The 15188-nt window shown below is 39.1% G+C and carries 21 protein-coding genes, 8 tRNA genes and 2 pseudogenes; 8 read left to right on the top strand and 23 right to left on the bottom strand.

Annotated elements, in window-relative coordinates; genetic code table 11:
• A pseudogene (locus H7F27_RS21095) lies at positions 1-1106 on the top strand (tyrosine-type recombinase/integrase).
• A gap of 258 nt (positions 1107-1364) precedes the next feature.
• Here the strand turns inward: H7F27_RS21095 and H7F27_RS18185 are convergent.
• The gene (locus H7F27_RS18185) at positions 1365-1925 is read right to left on the bottom strand and encodes a C40 family peptidase (protein ID WP_024120316.1); all 561 of its coding nucleotides are present in this window, start codon (positions 1923-1925) and stop codon (positions 1365-1367) included.
• A gap of 23 nt (positions 1926-1948) precedes the next feature.
• Positions 1949-2284 carry a DUF3139 domain-containing protein gene (locus H7F27_RS18190; RefSeq protein WP_024120315.1) on the bottom strand — a complete coding sequence of 112 codons (336 nt, stop codon included), beginning with the start codon at positions 2282-2284 and terminating at the stop codon, positions 1949-1951.
• Between the two features lie 393 nt (positions 2285-2677).
• Here H7F27_RS18190 and H7F27_RS18195 point away from each other — a divergent pair, with 393 nt between their 5' ends.
• A complete protein-coding gene (locus tag H7F27_RS18195; protein WP_024120314.1) occupies positions 2678-2935 on the top strand; it encodes a YesK family protein in 258 nt (85 codons plus the stop codon).
• Positions 2936-2971: 36 nt separating this feature from the next.
• On the opposite strand, the gene H7F27_RS18200 is transcribed toward H7F27_RS18195, so the two are convergent.
• The 3 genes from H7F27_RS18200 to H7F27_RS18210 form a co-directional block, all read right to left on the bottom strand.
• Entirely contained in the window at positions 2972-3742 is a 771-nt protein-coding gene (locus tag H7F27_RS18200) for a phospholipase A2 family protein (RefSeq protein WP_101860321.1), read from the bottom strand.
• Positions 3743-3851: 109 nt separating this feature from the next.
• On the bottom strand, positions 3852-4085 hold the full coding sequence (locus H7F27_RS18205; protein ID WP_024120312.1) for a hypothetical protein: 234 nt from the start codon (positions 4083-4085) through the stop codon (positions 3852-3854).
• A 12-nt stretch (positions 4086-4097) separates the two neighbouring features.
• Positions 4098-4667 (bottom strand): sigma-70 family RNA polymerase sigma factor, encoded by a 570-nt coding sequence (locus H7F27_RS18210; protein ID WP_024120311.1) that lies wholly within the window; start codon positions 4665-4667, stop codon positions 4098-4100.
• A gap of 195 nt (positions 4668-4862) precedes the next feature.
• Here H7F27_RS18210 and H7F27_RS18215 point away from each other — a divergent pair.
• The 5 genes from H7F27_RS18215 to H7F27_RS18235 all read left to right on the top strand — a co-directional run bounded on the left by H7F27_RS18215 (position 4863) and on the right by H7F27_RS18235 (position 6130).
• Positions 4863-4933: transfer RNA gene (locus tag H7F27_RS18215), tRNA-Cys, on the top strand.
• Positions 4934-4962: 29 nt separating this feature from the next.
• The gene (locus H7F27_RS18220) at positions 4963-5214 is read left to right on the top strand and encodes a glutaredoxin family protein (protein WP_024120310.1); all 252 of its coding nucleotides are present in this window, start codon (positions 4963-4965) and stop codon (positions 5212-5214) included.
• Between the two features lies 1 nt (position 5215).
• A complete protein-coding gene (locus tag H7F27_RS18225; RefSeq protein ID WP_024120309.1) occupies positions 5216-5419 on the top strand; it encodes a hypothetical protein in 204 nt (67 codons plus the stop codon).
• A 6-nt stretch (positions 5420-5425) separates the two neighbouring features.
• Positions 5426-5971, top strand: coding sequence for an N-acetylmuramoyl-L-alanine amidase (locus tag H7F27_RS18230; protein WP_101860320.1), 546 nt, complete (start codon positions 5426-5428; stop codon positions 5969-5971).
• Positions 5972-5986: 15 nt separating this feature from the next.
• Positions 5987-6130 carry a YvrJ family protein gene (locus H7F27_RS18235; RefSeq protein WP_081638236.1) on the top strand — a complete coding sequence of 48 codons (144 nt, stop codon included), beginning with the start codon at positions 5987-5989 and terminating at the stop codon, positions 6128-6130.
• A gap of 241 nt (positions 6131-6371) precedes the next feature.
• Here H7F27_RS18235 and H7F27_RS18240 read toward each other — a convergent pair.
• From H7F27_RS18240 to H7F27_RS18275, 8 genes are all read right to left on the bottom strand, one after another.
• Positions 6372-6455, bottom strand: a tRNA-Leu gene (locus H7F27_RS18240).
• Between the two features lie 81 nt (positions 6456-6536).
• A tRNA-Leu gene (locus H7F27_RS18245) sits at positions 6537-6618 on the bottom strand.
• Between the two features lie 11 nt (positions 6619-6629).
• Positions 6630-6705: transfer RNA gene (locus H7F27_RS18250), tRNA-Lys, on the bottom strand.
• A gap of 27 nt (positions 6706-6732) precedes the next feature.
• Positions 6733-6807 (bottom strand) — tRNA-Gln (locus H7F27_RS18255).
• A gap of 12 nt (positions 6808-6819) precedes the next feature.
• Positions 6820-6891, bottom strand: a tRNA-Glu gene (locus tag H7F27_RS18260).
• A 29-nt stretch (positions 6892-6920) separates the two neighbouring features.
• Positions 6921-7011: transfer RNA gene (locus H7F27_RS18265), tRNA-Ser, on the bottom strand.
• Positions 7012-7016: 5 nt separating this feature from the next.
• Positions 7017-7091 (bottom strand) — tRNA-Asn (locus H7F27_RS18270).
• Between the two features lie 123 nt (positions 7092-7214).
• Positions 7215-7667 (bottom strand): SprT family protein, encoded by a 453-nt coding sequence (locus H7F27_RS18275; protein ID WP_024120307.1) that lies wholly within the window; start codon positions 7665-7667, stop codon positions 7215-7217.
• A 103-nt stretch (positions 7668-7770) separates the two neighbouring features.
• Here H7F27_RS18275 and cmpA point away from each other — a divergent pair, with 103 nt between their 5' ends.
• Positions 7771-7884: a cortex morphogenetic protein CmpA gene (gene cmpA / locus H7F27_RS18280; protein WP_003225207.1), complete on the top strand. Its 114-nt coding sequence runs from the start codon at positions 7771-7773 to the stop codon at positions 7882-7884.
• 9 nt (positions 7885-7893) lie between these two features.
• Here cmpA and H7F27_RS18285 read toward each other — a convergent pair whose 3' ends face one another.
• From H7F27_RS18285 to rsbT, 10 genes and pseudogenes are all read right to left on the bottom strand, one after another.
• Positions 7894-10053, bottom strand: a complete 2160-nt coding sequence (locus tag H7F27_RS18285) for a Tex family protein (RefSeq protein WP_101860319.1) — start codon at positions 10051-10053, stop codon at positions 7894-7896.
• 93 nt (positions 10054-10146) lie between these two features.
• Positions 10147-10590, bottom strand: coding sequence for a MarR family winged helix-turn-helix transcriptional regulator (locus H7F27_RS18290; protein WP_024120305.1), 444 nt, complete (start codon positions 10588-10590; stop codon positions 10147-10149).
• A pseudogene (locus tag H7F27_RS18295) lies at positions 10574-11013 on the bottom strand (EVE domain-containing protein). The gene H7F27_RS18290 and the pseudogene H7F27_RS18295 overlap by 17 nt, the downstream one beginning before the upstream one ends.
• Positions 11010-11435, bottom strand: coding sequence for an SRPBCC family protein (locus H7F27_RS18300; RefSeq protein ID WP_101860317.1), 426 nt, complete (start codon positions 11433-11435; stop codon positions 11010-11012). Before H7F27_RS18300 ends, H7F27_RS18295 begins: the two are co-directional and overlap by 4 nt.
• Before the next feature lie 110 nt (positions 11436-11545).
• Positions 11546-12145 carry a phosphoserine phosphatase RsbX gene (rsbX, locus tag H7F27_RS18305; protein ID WP_024120304.1) on the bottom strand — a complete coding sequence of 200 codons (600 nt, stop codon included), beginning with the start codon at positions 12143-12145 and terminating at the stop codon, positions 11546-11548.
• Positions 12145-12933, bottom strand: a complete 789-nt coding sequence (gene sigB / locus H7F27_RS18310; protein WP_024120303.1) for an RNA polymerase sigma factor SigB — start codon at positions 12931-12933, stop codon at positions 12145-12147. The genes rsbX and sigB overlap by 1 nt, the downstream gene beginning before the upstream one ends.
• A complete protein-coding gene (gene rsbW / locus H7F27_RS18315; RefSeq protein ID WP_024120302.1) occupies positions 12899-13381 on the bottom strand; it encodes an anti-sigma B factor RsbW in 483 nt (160 codons plus the stop codon). The genes sigB and rsbW overlap by 35 nt, the downstream gene beginning before the upstream one ends.
• Positions 13378-13707, bottom strand: a complete 330-nt coding sequence (gene rsbV, locus H7F27_RS18320) for an anti-sigma factor antagonist RsbV (protein WP_024120301.1) — start codon at positions 13705-13707, stop codon at positions 13378-13380. Before rsbV ends, rsbW begins: the two co-directional genes overlap by 4 nt.
• Positions 13708-13767: 60 nt before the next feature.
• Positions 13768-14775 carry a phosphoserine phosphatase RsbU gene (gene rsbU / locus H7F27_RS18325; RefSeq protein WP_024120300.1) on the bottom strand — a complete coding sequence of 336 codons (1008 nt, stop codon included), beginning with the start codon at positions 14773-14775 and terminating at the stop codon, positions 13768-13770.
• An 11-nt stretch (positions 14776-14786) separates the two neighbouring features.
• Entirely contained in the window at positions 14787-15188 is a 402-nt protein-coding gene (gene rsbT, locus H7F27_RS18330) for a serine/threonine-protein kinase RsbT (RefSeq protein ID WP_024120299.1), read from the bottom strand.

Here is a 15188-nt window from a genome sequence, read left to right on the forward strand (position 1 = left end):
ATGTCTATAAGGAAAACTAAAGATGGGAGATATAGAATCGACGTTAGTCTTGGTTTTGATCCAGTAACAGGAAAACGCAAAAGAAAAACAATGACCTTAAAAACGAAAAGGCATGCTGAAGAAATGTATCATGCAATAAAAAAAGCACACAGTGATGGTTTGCTAATAAGCCATAAGGAAGTCAGTTTCCCTACACTAGTAAGTATTTATTTGGAGCAATGTAAGCTTCACCATAAGCCTAATTATTATAATATTGAAAAATACACAATAGAAAAACATATCATACCTCATTTTGAAAATTGTATTGTCAAAAAAGTTACTCATAATGAAATTCAAACTTTCAAAAATCACTAATTGATAAAGGACTTGAAAATAAGACAATAAACAATACAATGATTATTCTCAGCAAAATTTTTGATATAGGCATCGTAGAAGATGTTTTAATCAAAAATCCATGTGCAAAGGTGAAAAATTTAAGTGTCGTCAAAAAACAGATGAAGTTTTGGACTCCTGATCAGTTCAAAGAATTTATTAGTCTCATAGAAAAAGATGAATTTATTTTTAAAGTGTTCTACACTACCGATTATCTGACTGGGATGCGCTTAGGAGAAATTTTAGCGCTTCAATGGAAAGATTTAGACAAGTTTAGAAGAGAAATCAATGTATACAAAGCTCTAACATATATAAACCAAGAATATATAATTACAGCTCCCAAAACTAAAAATTCTATTCGCCGTATAAGTATCAATTCAAAACTTATAACATTGCTTGATGAGTGGAGACGATATCAGAAGGAAATCTTTGATGAACTAGGAATTCATCAATCAGAAGAAACTTATATGTTCCAATACAAAGATAGACCGCCTACCAAAGATATTTTCAGCAGAAAAATAAAACAGATTTGTCAAAGAGGAAATGTTGAGCCTATCCGTTTCCATGATTTGAGGCATTCACATGTAGCCTTGCTTATCCATCAAGGGGAAGATTATTTAGTAATAAAAGAACGGTTAGGACATAGTTCCGTATCTTTTACAATGAATACTTACGGACATCTTTTTCCTAATAAACAGAAGGAAACTGCTGACCGTCTAGATGACTTTCTCTAAATCACTCGGATTTCAAAGGAGTAAAGATTCCCAATGAATTGAGACTTATTCATATCCCCAGCAAGGTTTCAAATGATTAATCTTCTTCAGATTATGAATCTCATTACAATTTGAGTTTTTTTAATATTTATCAGAGTAATCAAACCAATTTTCCTCAAAGAAAAAAGAGATAAGAATAAACTCATCTCTTTTTTCTGACTAGTTAGACTATTAAACTCATTATTTAAAACTTAATGTGAGAAATGGTATTATACAACCTCATTTAATCCGAGTAAAGTTCTCCATGACAACCATTAAGTTCGGATTGATAACCCAGTTTGACGTAGGGGGATATTCCCACATCTCAGCTTGATCTCCTAAAATTTTTAGTTTAACCCCTCCACTAAAATAGAACGCTTGATATACAAATTTGGAACAATAAAGATCTTTCCAATCTCTTAAAGCAGAAGAAGAAACAATCCTATAGTTATACTTTGCTCCTACATTATAACTCGCCCAATATCCAGCACCTGTTGCTATGCTAGAATTCTTGTAACGCATTACATTATATCCTCCGTCTTGCTTTTTAAACCAATCACTTAACTTAGAGCTTTTTACAGTGCTTCTTCCTTTATATACTTCCACTGCAGTAGCACCATCTCCCCCAACTATTGCAGCGTGTCCAACAAAGTAATTGTCCAATGACTTTTTCGAGATCAATACATCTCCAGCTTTTGCTGTTTGACCATTGCTGTATTTTACTGCTTGTGCTGAATGCAATCCGTTAGTAAACAAACATCCTAAAGCAACAAAGAAAATAGTTAAAATCCTAGCAAACAAAACGTATTTCCCCCTTCGATTTGTCATTCATTTTTATTAAGAATGGGATCTTTGGCTTTACTAAGATCCTCCTTTCCTTCAAACGTTATTTTGCCGTTATTCGAAATGTAGAAATAATGTATGTTAGGCTCGTTTTTATATATAACTCTAACCAAAATCCCATAATCTCCAACCTTAGATCGAATACCTTTAACTTCTTTGATATCTTCTTTTTTCTTATCCTCTTCATTGATCAAATAATTTTCAGTTTCAGATGCAATTTTCTTGGCTTGATAATCATAGAAATAGTTTACTGAAAAGAACCCAATTACAATTAACGCAACTATTACAATAATAATTAAAGCTATTTTCTTATTCATTAAGTGATCCATCTCCTTTTCCAAACATTAAGAGTACTTGTATAAAATGGGATGTTGAGACAATTGTACACTATATCTCTATCAATGTTAACCCTATTCCTAAAAATGTTTACATTGTTTTCACAAAGGATTCAGTTTTAAGACCTTTCGAAGAAAATGCAAGAATAAATAACACTTTCCTACTAAAGATGGAAAGTTGCTTCTATTCGATTATTTTTTCTAAGCAACTGAACTAAAAGGGGAAATAATCTTTTTTTAGGCATATGGATTCAGTTTCTCTCCCCCTTCCCCTTGCTTCTGCTTATATTGTCACTAATCCTGTATGAGAGGCCTTCCTCTATAAATTATCTGTTATAATAAAACTTTCCAAAACTTTTTAAAAGGGGATGAGTAATGATGACACTCTGGCTAATGACAGCTATTTTCTGTGTTATTATTGTGGGCATTTCTTTATTATTTAAAAAAAAGAAATCTCCTCTACAGTATGGTATCCCATCAATTTTAATGGTGCTCAGTATAATCTTATTTATTGTAAGTTTCATTGTTGGTAGATGGGAAGGAATAGGGATAGGGGCTATCAGTGTCTCTCTGTTTGTTTCATCAGTAATCGCTTTGATCGTTATAAGCGTTTTAGGATTTTTGAAGGATTAAAGAAAAGCCTGGCTAAATCAATAGCCAGGCACTCTTTTAACAGCCTTTAGGTCCAAAATACATTTTAATTCCAAATGCAGCCCAGGTTACTTCATTTCTTACACATTCAACTAGCATTGTGTCACACTTACACTTCCTCAACCCATTACCATAGCATCTATCGTGTAACACACAGCAACTATCGGTATAATTGATTGTTTTTCCGCCGCCATGATCTCCGTTGTAGCCACAATTTCCACCGCAATGTTGATATCCCCCTGGCAAACATCCATTTGAATTCCACCATTTTTTTGTTTTGAAATCCCCTGAGGTTTCCCCCGAATCCATAAAGTTTCCCGTATCTTGAGGAATATAATTAGGATCATTAGGCAAAGGCTCAGTTATATCTGGTAGTTGTGATTCTGGATAATCAGCAGAAAGTGTATCTATTTCAATTTCTCCTTCTGTATTAAATGTAATACCTAGTAGATAATGCGAATCAGTTTTATCTGTTATTAAAACCTGAGCCACTTCTTTATACTCTACTGGTAATTCATAATCATTTAGTTCATGATACGCAATTCGTACAGTTTTTGGCTCATTAATAAAGACAATTTGTTTACCTGAGACCACATATCCTTCCTCAAGTTCAATGTCACTTTTATAAGCATTGTCAACTTTTAAATTTTCTTTTGAAATTGTTTGTTCATTATTGAACTGCTGGTTAACCACTACTAATAGATCATCAAATGAACTGTCATTAAATGCCCTTTCTTTAAATTCTTGCAGTTCTTGACCCTCCATGTAAACACCATTTAAAATTTGCAAATATCCCAACTCCTTTATAATTTTTAGAGGCACTAACTGCTCTTGCTGATTATTGCCTCCTGATCTACAAAGTGAATTGAGTATATGAAAAGTAAACTCTTTTTAAAAATTATTCAAGCTCATTTTCATGGATAATTGCAAACTCCCAAAAACCAGGAACATCTTGAAGGCAGAGCCAGTTTAATTTACTCAACATTTTAGCTATTATTTCTTGTTCAAAATCTTCTCTTTCTTGAAAAGAAACATTATATAAACATTTTTTGATAAGGGGTGCCATCATCTTTATTATTTCTTCTTTCTCTTTTTGAGAAAGAACATTTTCATCTTTACACAAAAAATCCACTTCAATTTCCTCCTAATCTTCTTGATTACAAGTCTGTTTCAATTTATTAAGGCTTCTTTTGTAGATATTAAAAACGTTTTGCCTTGAGTCTCCTAGAAAAGTAGCTATGTCTTGGAGAGTTAGACCTTCTATATACATTAAATTTAGAATTTTTTTCTGTTTTTCATTGAGATTTGTATAAGCCTGATGTAATTGTGGATCTGTGATACATTCATCCAAGCTGATACAACACTTTGTAAGAGTATCGACTTCAGTCTTATCTGGAATAGTTTCTATTCTAGATGCAGTTATTTCTTCATCTTGTTTTAATGGAGCATCTAGTGTAAGTAAAAATCTTTGCTGCATTCTGCGGTTTCGCTTGTCAAAATCAATTGAAGATACTTTAATCATTGTGGTTAGGTACTTAAGGATACGCGCTTTTTTATAAAACTTTTTGAATCTCTGATCTAATAACTGTTGATTTTGTAGAGTAGGATGTTCGGTGGCCTTTTTAAAAACTTTTTTGTTTGTAGAGTTTGTAAGAAATTTTTTAACGATTGGTTCATTCAAAAATTGAAAATTTAACAATGTTTGTTTGCTCATGAAAAATCACCTCTACCTATTTAGTGAAATTAAATTAGAAGAAGTAAACGATTATGTAAAATTAGGGAACGTATGTTCTATTTTAAACTAATGATTATATTTTTTCAATTTTTCATGAGAAATTTAGGAAATAGTTAAAAGTTTATAAAGAACGTTTACATCCATGGTGGATTTTTCACTTTATTTGGTACAGATGGCAGTATAGCCAAGTGGTAAGGCAAAGGTCTGCAAAACCTTTATCATCGGTTCGAATCCGATTGCTGCCTTTAATTTCAATTTAGGAAGGTGAATATTAATGAAACCAAATATTATTGTTTTTACAGCTGCTAATTGTATTTTTTGCAAGAAACAAAAAGAATGGTTAGATAAACTTTCTATTGAATACCTTGAAAAAAAAGTAGAAGTTGAAAAACACAAACGAGAACTATTAGAAAGAAAGGTTTTAGGGGTACCCTTTACCATTATTACTTTTGAAAGAGAACCAAAAGAAATTACTGTTGCAGGATTTAATGTTAATAAATTAGAGAGTCTTCTATTGGGGGATTAAAATGAAACAATTTGATAATTCACTGAATCAGTATTATCAATTGAAAAAAGATTTATTGTTAGTTGCTCAAAAGTTAAACTCATGCAATATTGAAGATAAAGAGATGTATCAAGATATTGTGCTCTGTTACAGTAAACATTTGAAAGAAATAAATAGGTTATTAGAGAAAAAGTATGGTCTGAAGTTGTGTTCTGATGAGGAGTGACTTTGAATGCCTAATATAGTTTTAGATGCGGGTCATGGAGGTAACGATAGTGGGGCTACAGGCAATGGTTTGATTGAGAAAAATTTAACTTTGGACTTAGTGTTAAAAGTAGAACAACATCTAAAAACAAAGCAGAGCGTGATAGTTCATCTAACTCGAAATACTGATGAATTTGTGTTTTTAAATAAACGATCACAGATTGCAAACAAACTAAATAGTAACCTCTTTGTTTCTCTTCATCATAATGCAGGTGGGGGAACAGGATTTGAATCATACATCTATCCTGGTCTAAAGAATACTATCACAGGACAAATCCAACAAGAGATGCATAAAGATATTATAAACTTTTTAAAACTGCAGGGTATGAATGATAGAGGACAACGTGAAGCAAATTTTGCGGTTTTGAGGCAAACTAAAATGCCAGCTATTTTGTTGGAGAATCTTTTTTTAGATTCCAAAAAAGACGCGTCTCTTTTAAAGAAACCGACATTTATTGAAGAATTGAGCCAAACAATGGCTAATAGTATTGCCAGTATCGCAACTAACCTTTAAAAAGGAGGGAGTTGCTTGAATTTATCTACTGAAACGCTTATTGCTATCATTGGAAATTTTGGTTTTCCTATATTAGTTGCTGTTTATTTACTAACACGGCTAGAGAGCAAATTAGATGCATTGACGGAAGCAATTATTGAACTCAAAAACAAAAAATAATTAAGAAAACCAGTTCGGGAAATGCTTACTGTGGCGGCTAACATTTCAAAGAACTGGTTTTTTTGCGGATATATTAAAGTACTATACGTTTATATGAATAATTCCCCTAGGAAACACAAACCGCAATACCAACTTACTTTAAGTAACTGGTGAGTATTGGTGAGCAAGCCTTCTTCCCTAGCCATATTTTCCGCATAAAAAAATAATACCAAAGGTGGTTAAACCTTTGGTATTATTGGGATGCGGCCGAGAGGACTTGAACCTCCACGGGTTATTCACCCACTAGGCCCTCAACCTAGCGCGTCTGCCATTCCGCCACGACCGCGTGATCATTAAATTGTGTTTGTGCTGGTTTATTAGGCTCTTAACCTAGCAAAACCTATTTGCGTGCACTTTGTAATTAAAGTGCGGGTGAAGGGACTCGAACCCCCACGTCGTAAGACACTAGATCCTAAGTCTAGCGCGTCTGCCAATTCCGCCACACCCGCAAAAAGACAAATGGTGAGCCATGAAGGACTCGAACCTTCGACCCTCTGATTAAAAGTCAGATGCTCTACCAACTGAGCTAATGGCTCTTACTATTTAATTTCATAAAATAAAAATGGCTGGGCTAGCTGGATTCGAACCAACGCATGACGGAGTCAAAGTCCGTTGCCTTACCGCTTGGCTATAGCCCAACGAAAATGGAATGACCCGTACGGGATTCGAACCCGTGTTACCGCCGTGAAAGGGCGGTGTCTTAACCGCTTGACCAACGGGCCGATGGTTGAGAACTTATATCGCAATCTTATGGCGGAGAAGGAGGGATTTGAACCCTCGCGCCGCTTACGCGACCTACACCCTTAGCAGGGGCGCCTCTTCAGCCACTTGAGTACTTCTCCAAATATGGCTCCACAGGCAGGATTCGAACCTGCGACCGATCGGTTAACAGCCGATAGCTCTACCACTGAGCTACTGTGGAATAATGAGACAAGATTCATTATATCAGGTTTGTCATTCAGAGTCAAGAGGTAAATATTTTTTGTTTATCTCTCGTGACGACTTTTATAATGTAACATAGGCTTGCCAGTTTCGTCAACCTTTTTTACGAAAAAATTCTTTTTATTTTCCCGCGGCATTTTCCGCATCTGTATCTGTCAGGATTCATGGCGCGTCTCTTTATATACTGTTGGCCGCAAGCCGTACATATATACCTATATGTTTTGTTGCTTTCTGTTTTTTTCTTTAGAGGCGTACAGAAGCGAGGCGCATTGACTTGCTGGAGAAGCGCTCTGAAATCTTTGTCCCTGTGCTTGTATCCTTTTCCTTCAAGGTGAAGATGATAATGGCAGAGCTCGTGCTTAATAATGCCAATCAGTTCCTCCCTCCCATGTTCAATCAAATATTTTCTGTTCAATTCGATGTTATGAGAGGTTAACAGGTATCTTCCGCCAGTCGTTTTGAGTCTGTCGTTGAAAACAGCCTGATGGCGAAACGGCTTTTTGAAATATGTGTTAGAAATATCCTCTGTAAGCTTTTGCAGCTCTTTGTTATCCATGGTGCACCTCACTAAAAAAACATTGAACGGGACAATTCACTGTTCGCATACAATAGGGTAATCACCGCCCCTCTTATGATAAAAGCTGAGGAGGAATGAGCCTATGCCAAATTGGCTGAAAAAGCAGATGCAAAAAGCGTTCCTTGAAAAAGATAATTACCAAATTAAACTGCTGAATCAATGCTGGTATTTCTATAGGAAAAAACACTGCTCGTAAGCAGTGCTTTTATTTTACCATAGACAGTGACACTCTGCCTTTTTGTACATCGACACCGTCAACCCAAACCGTCACGATGTCACCGACGGATACAACATCAAGCGGATGCTTGACGAATTGATTGCTGAGTTTTGAAATGTGCACAAGCCCGTCCTGTTTGACTCCGATATCAACAAACGCTCCGAAGTCCACTACATTGCGCACGGTGCCCTGCAGCTCCATTCCTTCTTTCAGATCCTCCAGCTGAAGAACGTCTGTTTTCAGCAGAGGCTTAGGCACCTCATCACGCGGATCACGTTCAGGTCTTGTCAGCTGTTCACAAATGTCTTTCAGCGTAATTTCACCGATTCCCAGTTCTTTTGCTGTTTCAGAAAGCTCCAGTTTGTTGATTTTATCCTTCAATTCCGCTGTGCCGATTTGCTCTGTTGAAACACCAAGCTTTTTCAAAAGCGTTTTTGTTTCTTTATAGCTTTCCGGGTGGATTCCTGTTCTATCCAAAGGCTCTGTCCCTTCCTGCACTCTTAAAAAGCCGATACATTGTTCATAGGTTTTCGCGCCGAGCCTTGGAATATCTTTCAGTTCTTTTCGATTCGAAAATTTACCGAGCTCTTCCCGCTTTTTGACAATGTTGCCCGCTACGGACTTTGATAATCCCGCTACATACTGAAGCAGCGCCGCGGAAGCTGTGTTGACATTTACTCCTACCTGGTTTACGACTGTCTCGACAACAAAGCGCAGGGATTCATTTAAGCGTTTTTGGCTGACGTCATGCTGATACTGCCCCACTCCTACAGATTTTGGGTCGATTTTGACGAGTTCCGCAAGCGGATCTTGAAGTCTCCGTGCGATGGATACTGCACTGCGTTCCTCGACCTGAAGCTCAGGGAATTCTTCTCTGGCAAGCTCAGAAGCCGAATAGACGCTTGCCCCCGCTTCATTGACAATCACATAATAAATATCACGCGGCGTGTCCTTCAGCACATTCACAATGAATTGCTCTGTCTCCCTGGAGGCCGTGCCGTTTCCAATCGCCACCATTTCCACTTGATACTTTTCAAGAATCGCTTTCACTTTCTCATGAGCTTCCTTCGTTTTTTTGACAGGTGCATGCGGGTAAATCACATCAATTTTTAAGACTTTCCCGGTTTCATCTGACACTGCCAGCTTACAGCCTGTTCGGAAAGCCGGATCTACACCGAGAACCGTCTTGCCTTTCATCGGCGGCTGAAGGAGAAGCTTTCTGAGGTTCTCAGAGAAAATATGAATCGCCTGTTCATCCGCTTTTTCCGACAGCTCTTTTCTGATTTCACGTTCAATGGCAGGCTGAATCAGTCTTTTGTAGCTGTCTTCAATCGTTTCCTGCAAGATTTCTTTTACAGACGTTGAACGGTTTTTGATGATTTGCTTTTCTAAGTAAGCCTTAATGTGATCTGCTGGCGGTTCGATAGACACCTTTAAAATGTCTTCTTTTTCGCCGCGGTTCATGGCAAGCACTCTGTGCGGAACGACCTTTGCGATTGGCTCTTCATACTCGTAGTACATTTCGTACACGTTTTTTTCATCTGTGTCTGCTGATTTTCCGGCAGCTGACTTGATCGTTCCTTTTTTAAAGGTTTCCTGGCGAATCCATTTTCTGAAATTCGGTTCGTCTGAAATTTGTTCCGCAATAATGTGCTTGGCGCCTTCAATGGCTTCTTCTCTGGTGAACACTTCTTTTTCTTCACTGATATATTGGTCTGCTGTTTCTGCAAGGCGGTTATCTTGCGGAAGGGTCATAATATAGTCGGCAAGCGGCTCAAGGCCTTTGCTTTTGGCGACTGTCGCTTTCGTTTTGCGCTTTTGTTTATACGGACGGTAGAGGTCTTCTACTTCCTGAAGTTTTACGGATTGGTCAATTTTGCGTTTTAATTCATCTGTTAGTTTATCCTGCTCGGCGATTAGCCTGATGACTTCTTCTTTTCGCTGATTCAGGTTTTGTATGTATTGCCATCGTTCAGAAATGGTCTGAATCTGAACCTCGTCCATTGAACCCGTCTGCTCTTTTCGATATCTGGCGATGAACGGAACTGTGTTGCCGTCCTCAAGCAGGCGGATGACGCTTTCAACATGTTTTTGTGATAAACCTATTTCTTTCGCAATTTGCTGTTTCAAAAGGGCTGACGTTTCCATGTAACCATAGCCTCCAATTTTGTCGTTCTTTCTCTAGTGTATCAAAAACAGAAAAAAACACATAAAAAAAGACAGCTGCCGCTGCCCGTATTTTTATTCATTTTTCAAGAGTTCCTGTAAGCCGCTTAGAAAGTTCTCTTTTATCATGGCTGCTTCAAAAAAAGATTGGTCAATCCGCTCGACAATCGGCAGAGCAGAGGTTACTCTTTCCTCTCCTGTTTCTGTTAATGACAGAAGAACTTCCCTTTTATCCTGAGGATTTTTGCTTCTTTGGATAAATCCCTTTTTCTCAAGCGTCCGCACAACCTCTGATACCATCATGATATTGGTCTGGCTGAAGCCTGCGAGTTTTTTTTGCGTGACGGTTTCTCCATGAGCAATCATATACTTGCATGAGGTCAGGAGAACAAATTGAACGTGGGTAAGGTCATGCTCAGCCAATGCTTTCCCTACTTTCCGCTGCCAGCTTTGTGTGACCTGCCATAATAAAAAACCTGGACTTGTGTTCGGTCCGCTAAATTCAGAGTGCCATTTCACTTATATTACTCCCATCGCTTGTGATATTGTCAAAAAATCATTTTTGCTGATTTCAAAGTGCCCTCTTCGAAATAAAAGCCCGAGATGATTTGTTTCCTGAACAAATTCCAACTGAGATTTAATATCGTAAAAACCTATTTTTTCACACGGAAAGTAATCAATGTCTAACCGGTATGGGATAAAGTCCGGAGCCATTTGATATTGATAGACGTTTCCGCTCTTCACTTTTCCGATAGCGGTAAAACATCGCAGCAGCCTGCCGTCCGGATATGCATCTCGCGGAGAATAATAAATAAGCCAATCATTCTCTTTCATCCTGGCAAGAGGCGCTTTTTTACCGTGGCATACTTGGGCAAATCCGCCGGCGGTCCCTTTTAAAACATGCTGCTCTGACACGACGCCAATCCAATATTTTGTGTTCATCTTAGCATTCCTTTGCAAAGACGGACAAGGCAGTTGACTGACTCTGGGATGTCTTTAGACAGTTCCTGCCCGATTTTTCCTCCCCATTTTTTTGCTTCTGCGCCTTCCAATACAACCCCATGCGTGATGTTTAGTCCCTCTTGTCGCTTTTGCAGTACATGATAAAATTCCATTTTTACATTTGTATTCGGAAGGTGGGATATGACAGAAAATGATTGATGCTTCTCCACATGTTCAAGCCAAAATGGAACTGTATTTCCTCGCAAAAGCAATGCTCCTTCCGTTTCATTTTGAAACGGTCCTTTCAGAGAAGCTGATGTGATGCCCGCATCCCACTGTTTCCAGGATTCTGGGTGCTGATAATATTTCCAGATTTCTTCTGGTGCCGCATCTGATATTGCAGTGTATTCATATTTCCACATTTGTAATCCCCCTAGATAATAAGTACACTTATCAATTATAATAAGTGCGCTTACTAATAGTCAATCACAAAAAAAGAAGCCGGCTTTCCCAGCTTCTTTTTTCTGCTCTTCTAGGACAGCTGCCCAAGAATATATGTCAGATCGTCTTTTCTTGATGTCGTGTACATTTTCAGTGAATTCGATATGTCTTCTACCGATTGGCCTTTTTTTAAGTGGGAGCGGATATCGGGTACGTTGAGTCCATCTGTATGTATAATGAACTTAGAACCCTTTTCATAGGTAGCGGTGTGCGTTTTGTATTTTTGCGGCTTGCCTGATAAATAGCCTGAAATCGGCAGAGGATAAAAGCTTTCACCAGACGGGGAATGCAGGATAAAACGTACATTTCCGACGGAGCAGTACGTAAACTGCCTTTGTTCAAAGTTGATTTTTAAGATAGAAGCTGTCGCCCCTCTTTTGTTTCTCATCGCCTGATTACAGCGTTCGATAATGCTTTGTACGTCTTCGTTCGCATAGTTTTCCACTAAGTCTTTGATTGCTGAAGAAGATTCGTTGGCAAGCGATCCGCTTCCAAGACCGTCAGCTACCGCACAAATTAATTCTTTATCATCAGCTTTCATAAAAAAGCTGTCGCCGCAAATGGATTTTCCTTCTTTATTCAGTTGGTATACAAGGGTTTGAATATGCTGGTTTTCTTCAACCTGGATCATTACATTAACTCCATGGAGGGATCTTCAATCAAGGCCTCTCTGAGCTTCTTCACAGCTTTGCGCTGCAGACGCGAGACGTGCATTTGAGATATACCGAGAATGTCCCCAGTTTCTTTTTGGCTTTTGTTTTGAATGTACGTTAGGTCTATGATTTGTTTTTCACGGTCTGAAAGGACATGAAGCACGCTTTGCAGCATCATTTGCTGGTTCACCCGTTCATATCCATCCTCCTGTGATCCGACGATATCGAGAATGGTAACTGTGCTTCCGTCCGCATCTGCTTCAATGCTGTGATCTACAGATAAGGCTTGATAGCTTTTGCCCATCTCCATGGTTTCAAGAACCTCTTCCTCTGATACATCGAGGAATTCAGCAATCTCTTCCACTTTCGGCGACCTTTGTGTTTCTGTCGTCAGCTGATCGACCGCCATTTTGATTCTCGGGCCCAGTTCTTTGATTCGTCTCGGAACATGAACGCTCCACGTCTTATCTCTAAGGAAACGTTTAATCTCCCCGATAATTGTCGGAATCGCAAAAGCTTCAAACGATTTGCCCACCACGGGATCGTAGCGTTTTATTGCGCCGAGAAGCCCGATCATGCCGACCTGGCGGAGATCTTCGTGGAAGCTTTTGCCTTTTGAGTATTTCTTCGCAAGCATATCAACCAGATTTGTATACACCTGCACAAGCGTTTCCTGTGCCTGTTCATCTTGTTTTGTTTGGTAATCGCTTATGAGCCGATCGACTTCATCCTTAGTTAGTTTCGTAGTTTTTGATGGTTGTGTCATGATCAACTCGCTCCCCATTTAAATACTTTGTCATCGCTACGGTGACGCCGGAGTTGTTTTGCACTCTGACTTCATCCATGAGCGTTTCCATTAAATATAGACCGAGCCCTCCTTCTGATAATTGATCGACTGTGTGTGAAGGTGTGTACGGTCCAAGATCCTGCTGCTTTTCATCAAAATCAAAGCTGTCGCCTTCATCCGCCACAATGACCTCTAAACGATCCTCGAACACACCGAATCGGATTGACACTTCCCCGTTTTTGTCTTCTTTATATGCGTGCTGAACCGCATTTGTACACGCTTCACTCACTGCGATTTTCAAATCTTCAATCTCATCGTACGTATAGCCCATTCTGCTAGCGACGCCTGACAGAGTCAGCCGTATGATCCCTACGTATTCAGGCTGGGCCGGCACTTTCATTTCGATGTAATCAGCTTTGTTCTTCATTGCACTCCACCTTCTGACTTTGCAGAAATATCAATGATGTCCTTTAGACCTGTAATTTCAAACAGACGGATCAGGCGGTCAGACAGATTTTCAAGCTTGAGCGATCCGCCTTGTTTTTTCACTGTTTTAAATACACCTACAAAAACGCCAAGTCCGGTACTGTCCATGTAGCTGACATCCTTCAGGCAAATCCTTAAGTCAGCGCCTTGTTCTGCCAGAGGAACGAGTTTTTCTCTGAGAACCGGAGCTGAATACACATCAATTTCTCCTGCAATGTTTACTTGTATATCATTCACATTCTGTCGCACATCAACATTTATATTCATTCATATCACCTCAAAGTATCCTTTAAATCATAGTTGTTGTATACCCTCGGCTGGCAAACGCTAAACCTTTCTTCTTAAAACAATTAACGTAAAATCATCGTGAAGCTGAAAATCCTGCAATTTGAGGAGGCTGTCATATATGTTTTTGACCATTTCCTGCGCAGAGCAACACATATGTTCCTCAATGAGCTTCTGTATATCAAGACGCTCCAAGAAACCGTTTTCTGTCCTGCATTCTGTAACGCCGTCAGAAAATAAAACAATCATATCTCCCTTTTCGAGATACTGGTCAAATTGCCGGTAGTCATAATCCTGCGAGATCCCGAGAACCAGCCCTTTAGCTTCTAAATCGTAAAATGCATTGTCTTTTTGAGAATAGTAGAATCCCGGTTCATGTCCCGCTGAAGCGTATGTAAATCGATGACTGTCCGTATTGTAATTGGCATAAAACATCGTAATAAACATACTGGCATCAACGTTTTGTTCAACAACACGATTCAAGTTTTTCAGCACCTGTGAAGGGTGAATGCCCGTTTCCGGCAAAGAATCCATCGCGTATTTAATCATAGACATACATAAAGCTGCCGGAATTCCTTTGCCGATGACGTCAGCAATGGCAATATTAATGGACTCTTTGTCTTTAACAAAATGGTAATAATCACCGCTCATCTGTTTGGCGGGCACACTGATCGCGCCGATGTCCAGCGCTTCTTCCTCCGGAATTTTTGTTCCCAGAAGCGTCTGCTGTACATTAGCTGCGATTTCAATTTCTGATTTAATTTCCTGCTGTATCCCTCTGAGGGTTTGATGCTCCTGATAAGCCATTCCATATCCAATCATGACTTCTATTAAAAAATCCAGCGAATGAAAAACATCTTCCGGGAGACTCGGATACAGCTCCTTCAGCACTTTTCGGTGAATACTGATGATTTCTTCCGGCGGAATTTGATGCTCGATTGTTTTTCGGCTGAATTTTTGGGCTTGATATAAAGATGTTTCTGTTAATTCGGCTATATATCGGTTAAGCAGCTGATGGTACCGCTGCTCAATAACCTCCCTAAAATCCACTTTCTAACCTCCTACCGAAGCCATTTTATGGCTTGTATCTCTGTTCCTTCCCCCGCTACGGAATTTAAGCTAAATTCATCCATCAGCCTTTTCACGCCGGGAAGTCCCGCTCCCAGTCCGCCTGACGTTGAAAACCCGTCTTCCATGACTTTTCGGATATCAGGAATCCCCGGCCCTTTGTCTTCCGCTATAATTTTCAGGCCCTTTTTTCCTCTGTCTGTGACCTGTTCAATTCCAATCTGGCCCTTGCCGGCATATAAATAAATATTTCTGGCTAATTCTGATATAGCCGTTGTGATCCTTGCCTGGTCTACTGTGCCGAAACCCAGCTCTTTTGCAACGTTTCGCCCAAGCTGTCTGGCGGCCACGATATCCCATTCTGTCATGATCTTTACACAGGATTGGTCGTTCAT

This window comes from Bacillus sp. PAMC26543, assembly GCF_014250375.1.
In the GTDB taxonomy this organism is placed as follows: Bacteria; Bacillota; Bacilli; order Bacillales; family Bacillaceae; genus Bacillus; species Bacillus halotolerans.

What these genes read in the sequence shown, in the direction of transcription:
- H7F27_RS18190 (WP_024120315.1), bottom strand. Translation starts at nt 2,284, where the DNA reads ATGAATAAGAAAATAGCTTTAATTATTATTGTAATAGTTGCGTTAATT.
- H7F27_RS18195 (WP_024120314.1), top strand. Translation starts at nt 2,678, where the DNA reads ATGATGACACTCTGGCTAATGACAGCTATTTTCTGTGTTATTATTGTG.
- H7F27_RS18210 (WP_024120311.1), bottom strand. Translation starts at nt 4,667, where the DNA reads ATGAGCAAACAAACATTGTTAAATTTTCAATTTTTGAATGAACCAATC.
- H7F27_RS18220 (WP_024120310.1), top strand. Translation starts at nt 4,963, where the DNA reads ATGAAACCAAATATTATTGTTTTTACAGCTGCTAATTGTATTTTTTGC.
- H7F27_RS18225 (WP_024120309.1), top strand. Translation starts at nt 5,216, where the DNA reads ATGAAACAATTTGATAATTCACTGAATCAGTATTATCAATTGAAAAAA.
- H7F27_RS18230 (WP_101860320.1), top strand. Translation starts at nt 5,426, where the DNA reads ATGCCTAATATAGTTTTAGATGCGGGTCATGGAGGTAACGATAGTGGG.
- H7F27_RS18275 (WP_024120307.1), bottom strand. Translation starts at nt 7,667, where the DNA reads ATGGATAACAAAGAGCTGCAAAAGCTTACAGAGGATATTTCTAACACA.
- cmpA (WP_003225207.1), top strand. Translation starts at nt 7,771, where the DNA reads ATGCCAAATTGGCTGAAAAAGCAGATGCAAAAAGCGTTCCTTGAAAAA.
- H7F27_RS18285 (WP_101860319.1), bottom strand. Translation starts at nt 10,053, where the DNA reads ATGGAAACGTCAGCCCTTTTGAAACAGCAAATTGCGAAAGAAATAGGT.
- H7F27_RS18300 (WP_101860317.1), bottom strand. Translation starts at nt 11,435, where the DNA reads ATGTGGAAATATGAATACACTGCAATATCAGATGCGGCACCAGAAGAA.
- rsbX (WP_024120304.1), bottom strand. Translation starts at nt 12,145, where the DNA reads ATGATCCAGGTTGAAGAAAACCAGCATATTCAAACCCTTGTATACCAA.
- sigB (WP_024120303.1), bottom strand. Translation starts at nt 12,933, where the DNA reads ATGACACAACCATCAAAAACTACGAAACTAACTAAGGATGAAGTCGAT.
- rsbW (WP_024120302.1), bottom strand. Translation starts at nt 13,381, where the DNA reads ATGAAGAACAAAGCTGATTACATCGAAATGAAAGTGCCGGCCCAGCCT.
- rsbV (WP_024120301.1), bottom strand. Translation starts at nt 13,707, where the DNA reads ATGAATATAAATGTTGATGTGCGACAGAATGTGAATGATATACAAGTA.
- rsbT (WP_024120299.1), bottom strand. Translation starts at nt 15,188, where the DNA reads ATGAACGACCAATCCTGTGTAAAGATCATGACAGAATGGGATATCGTG.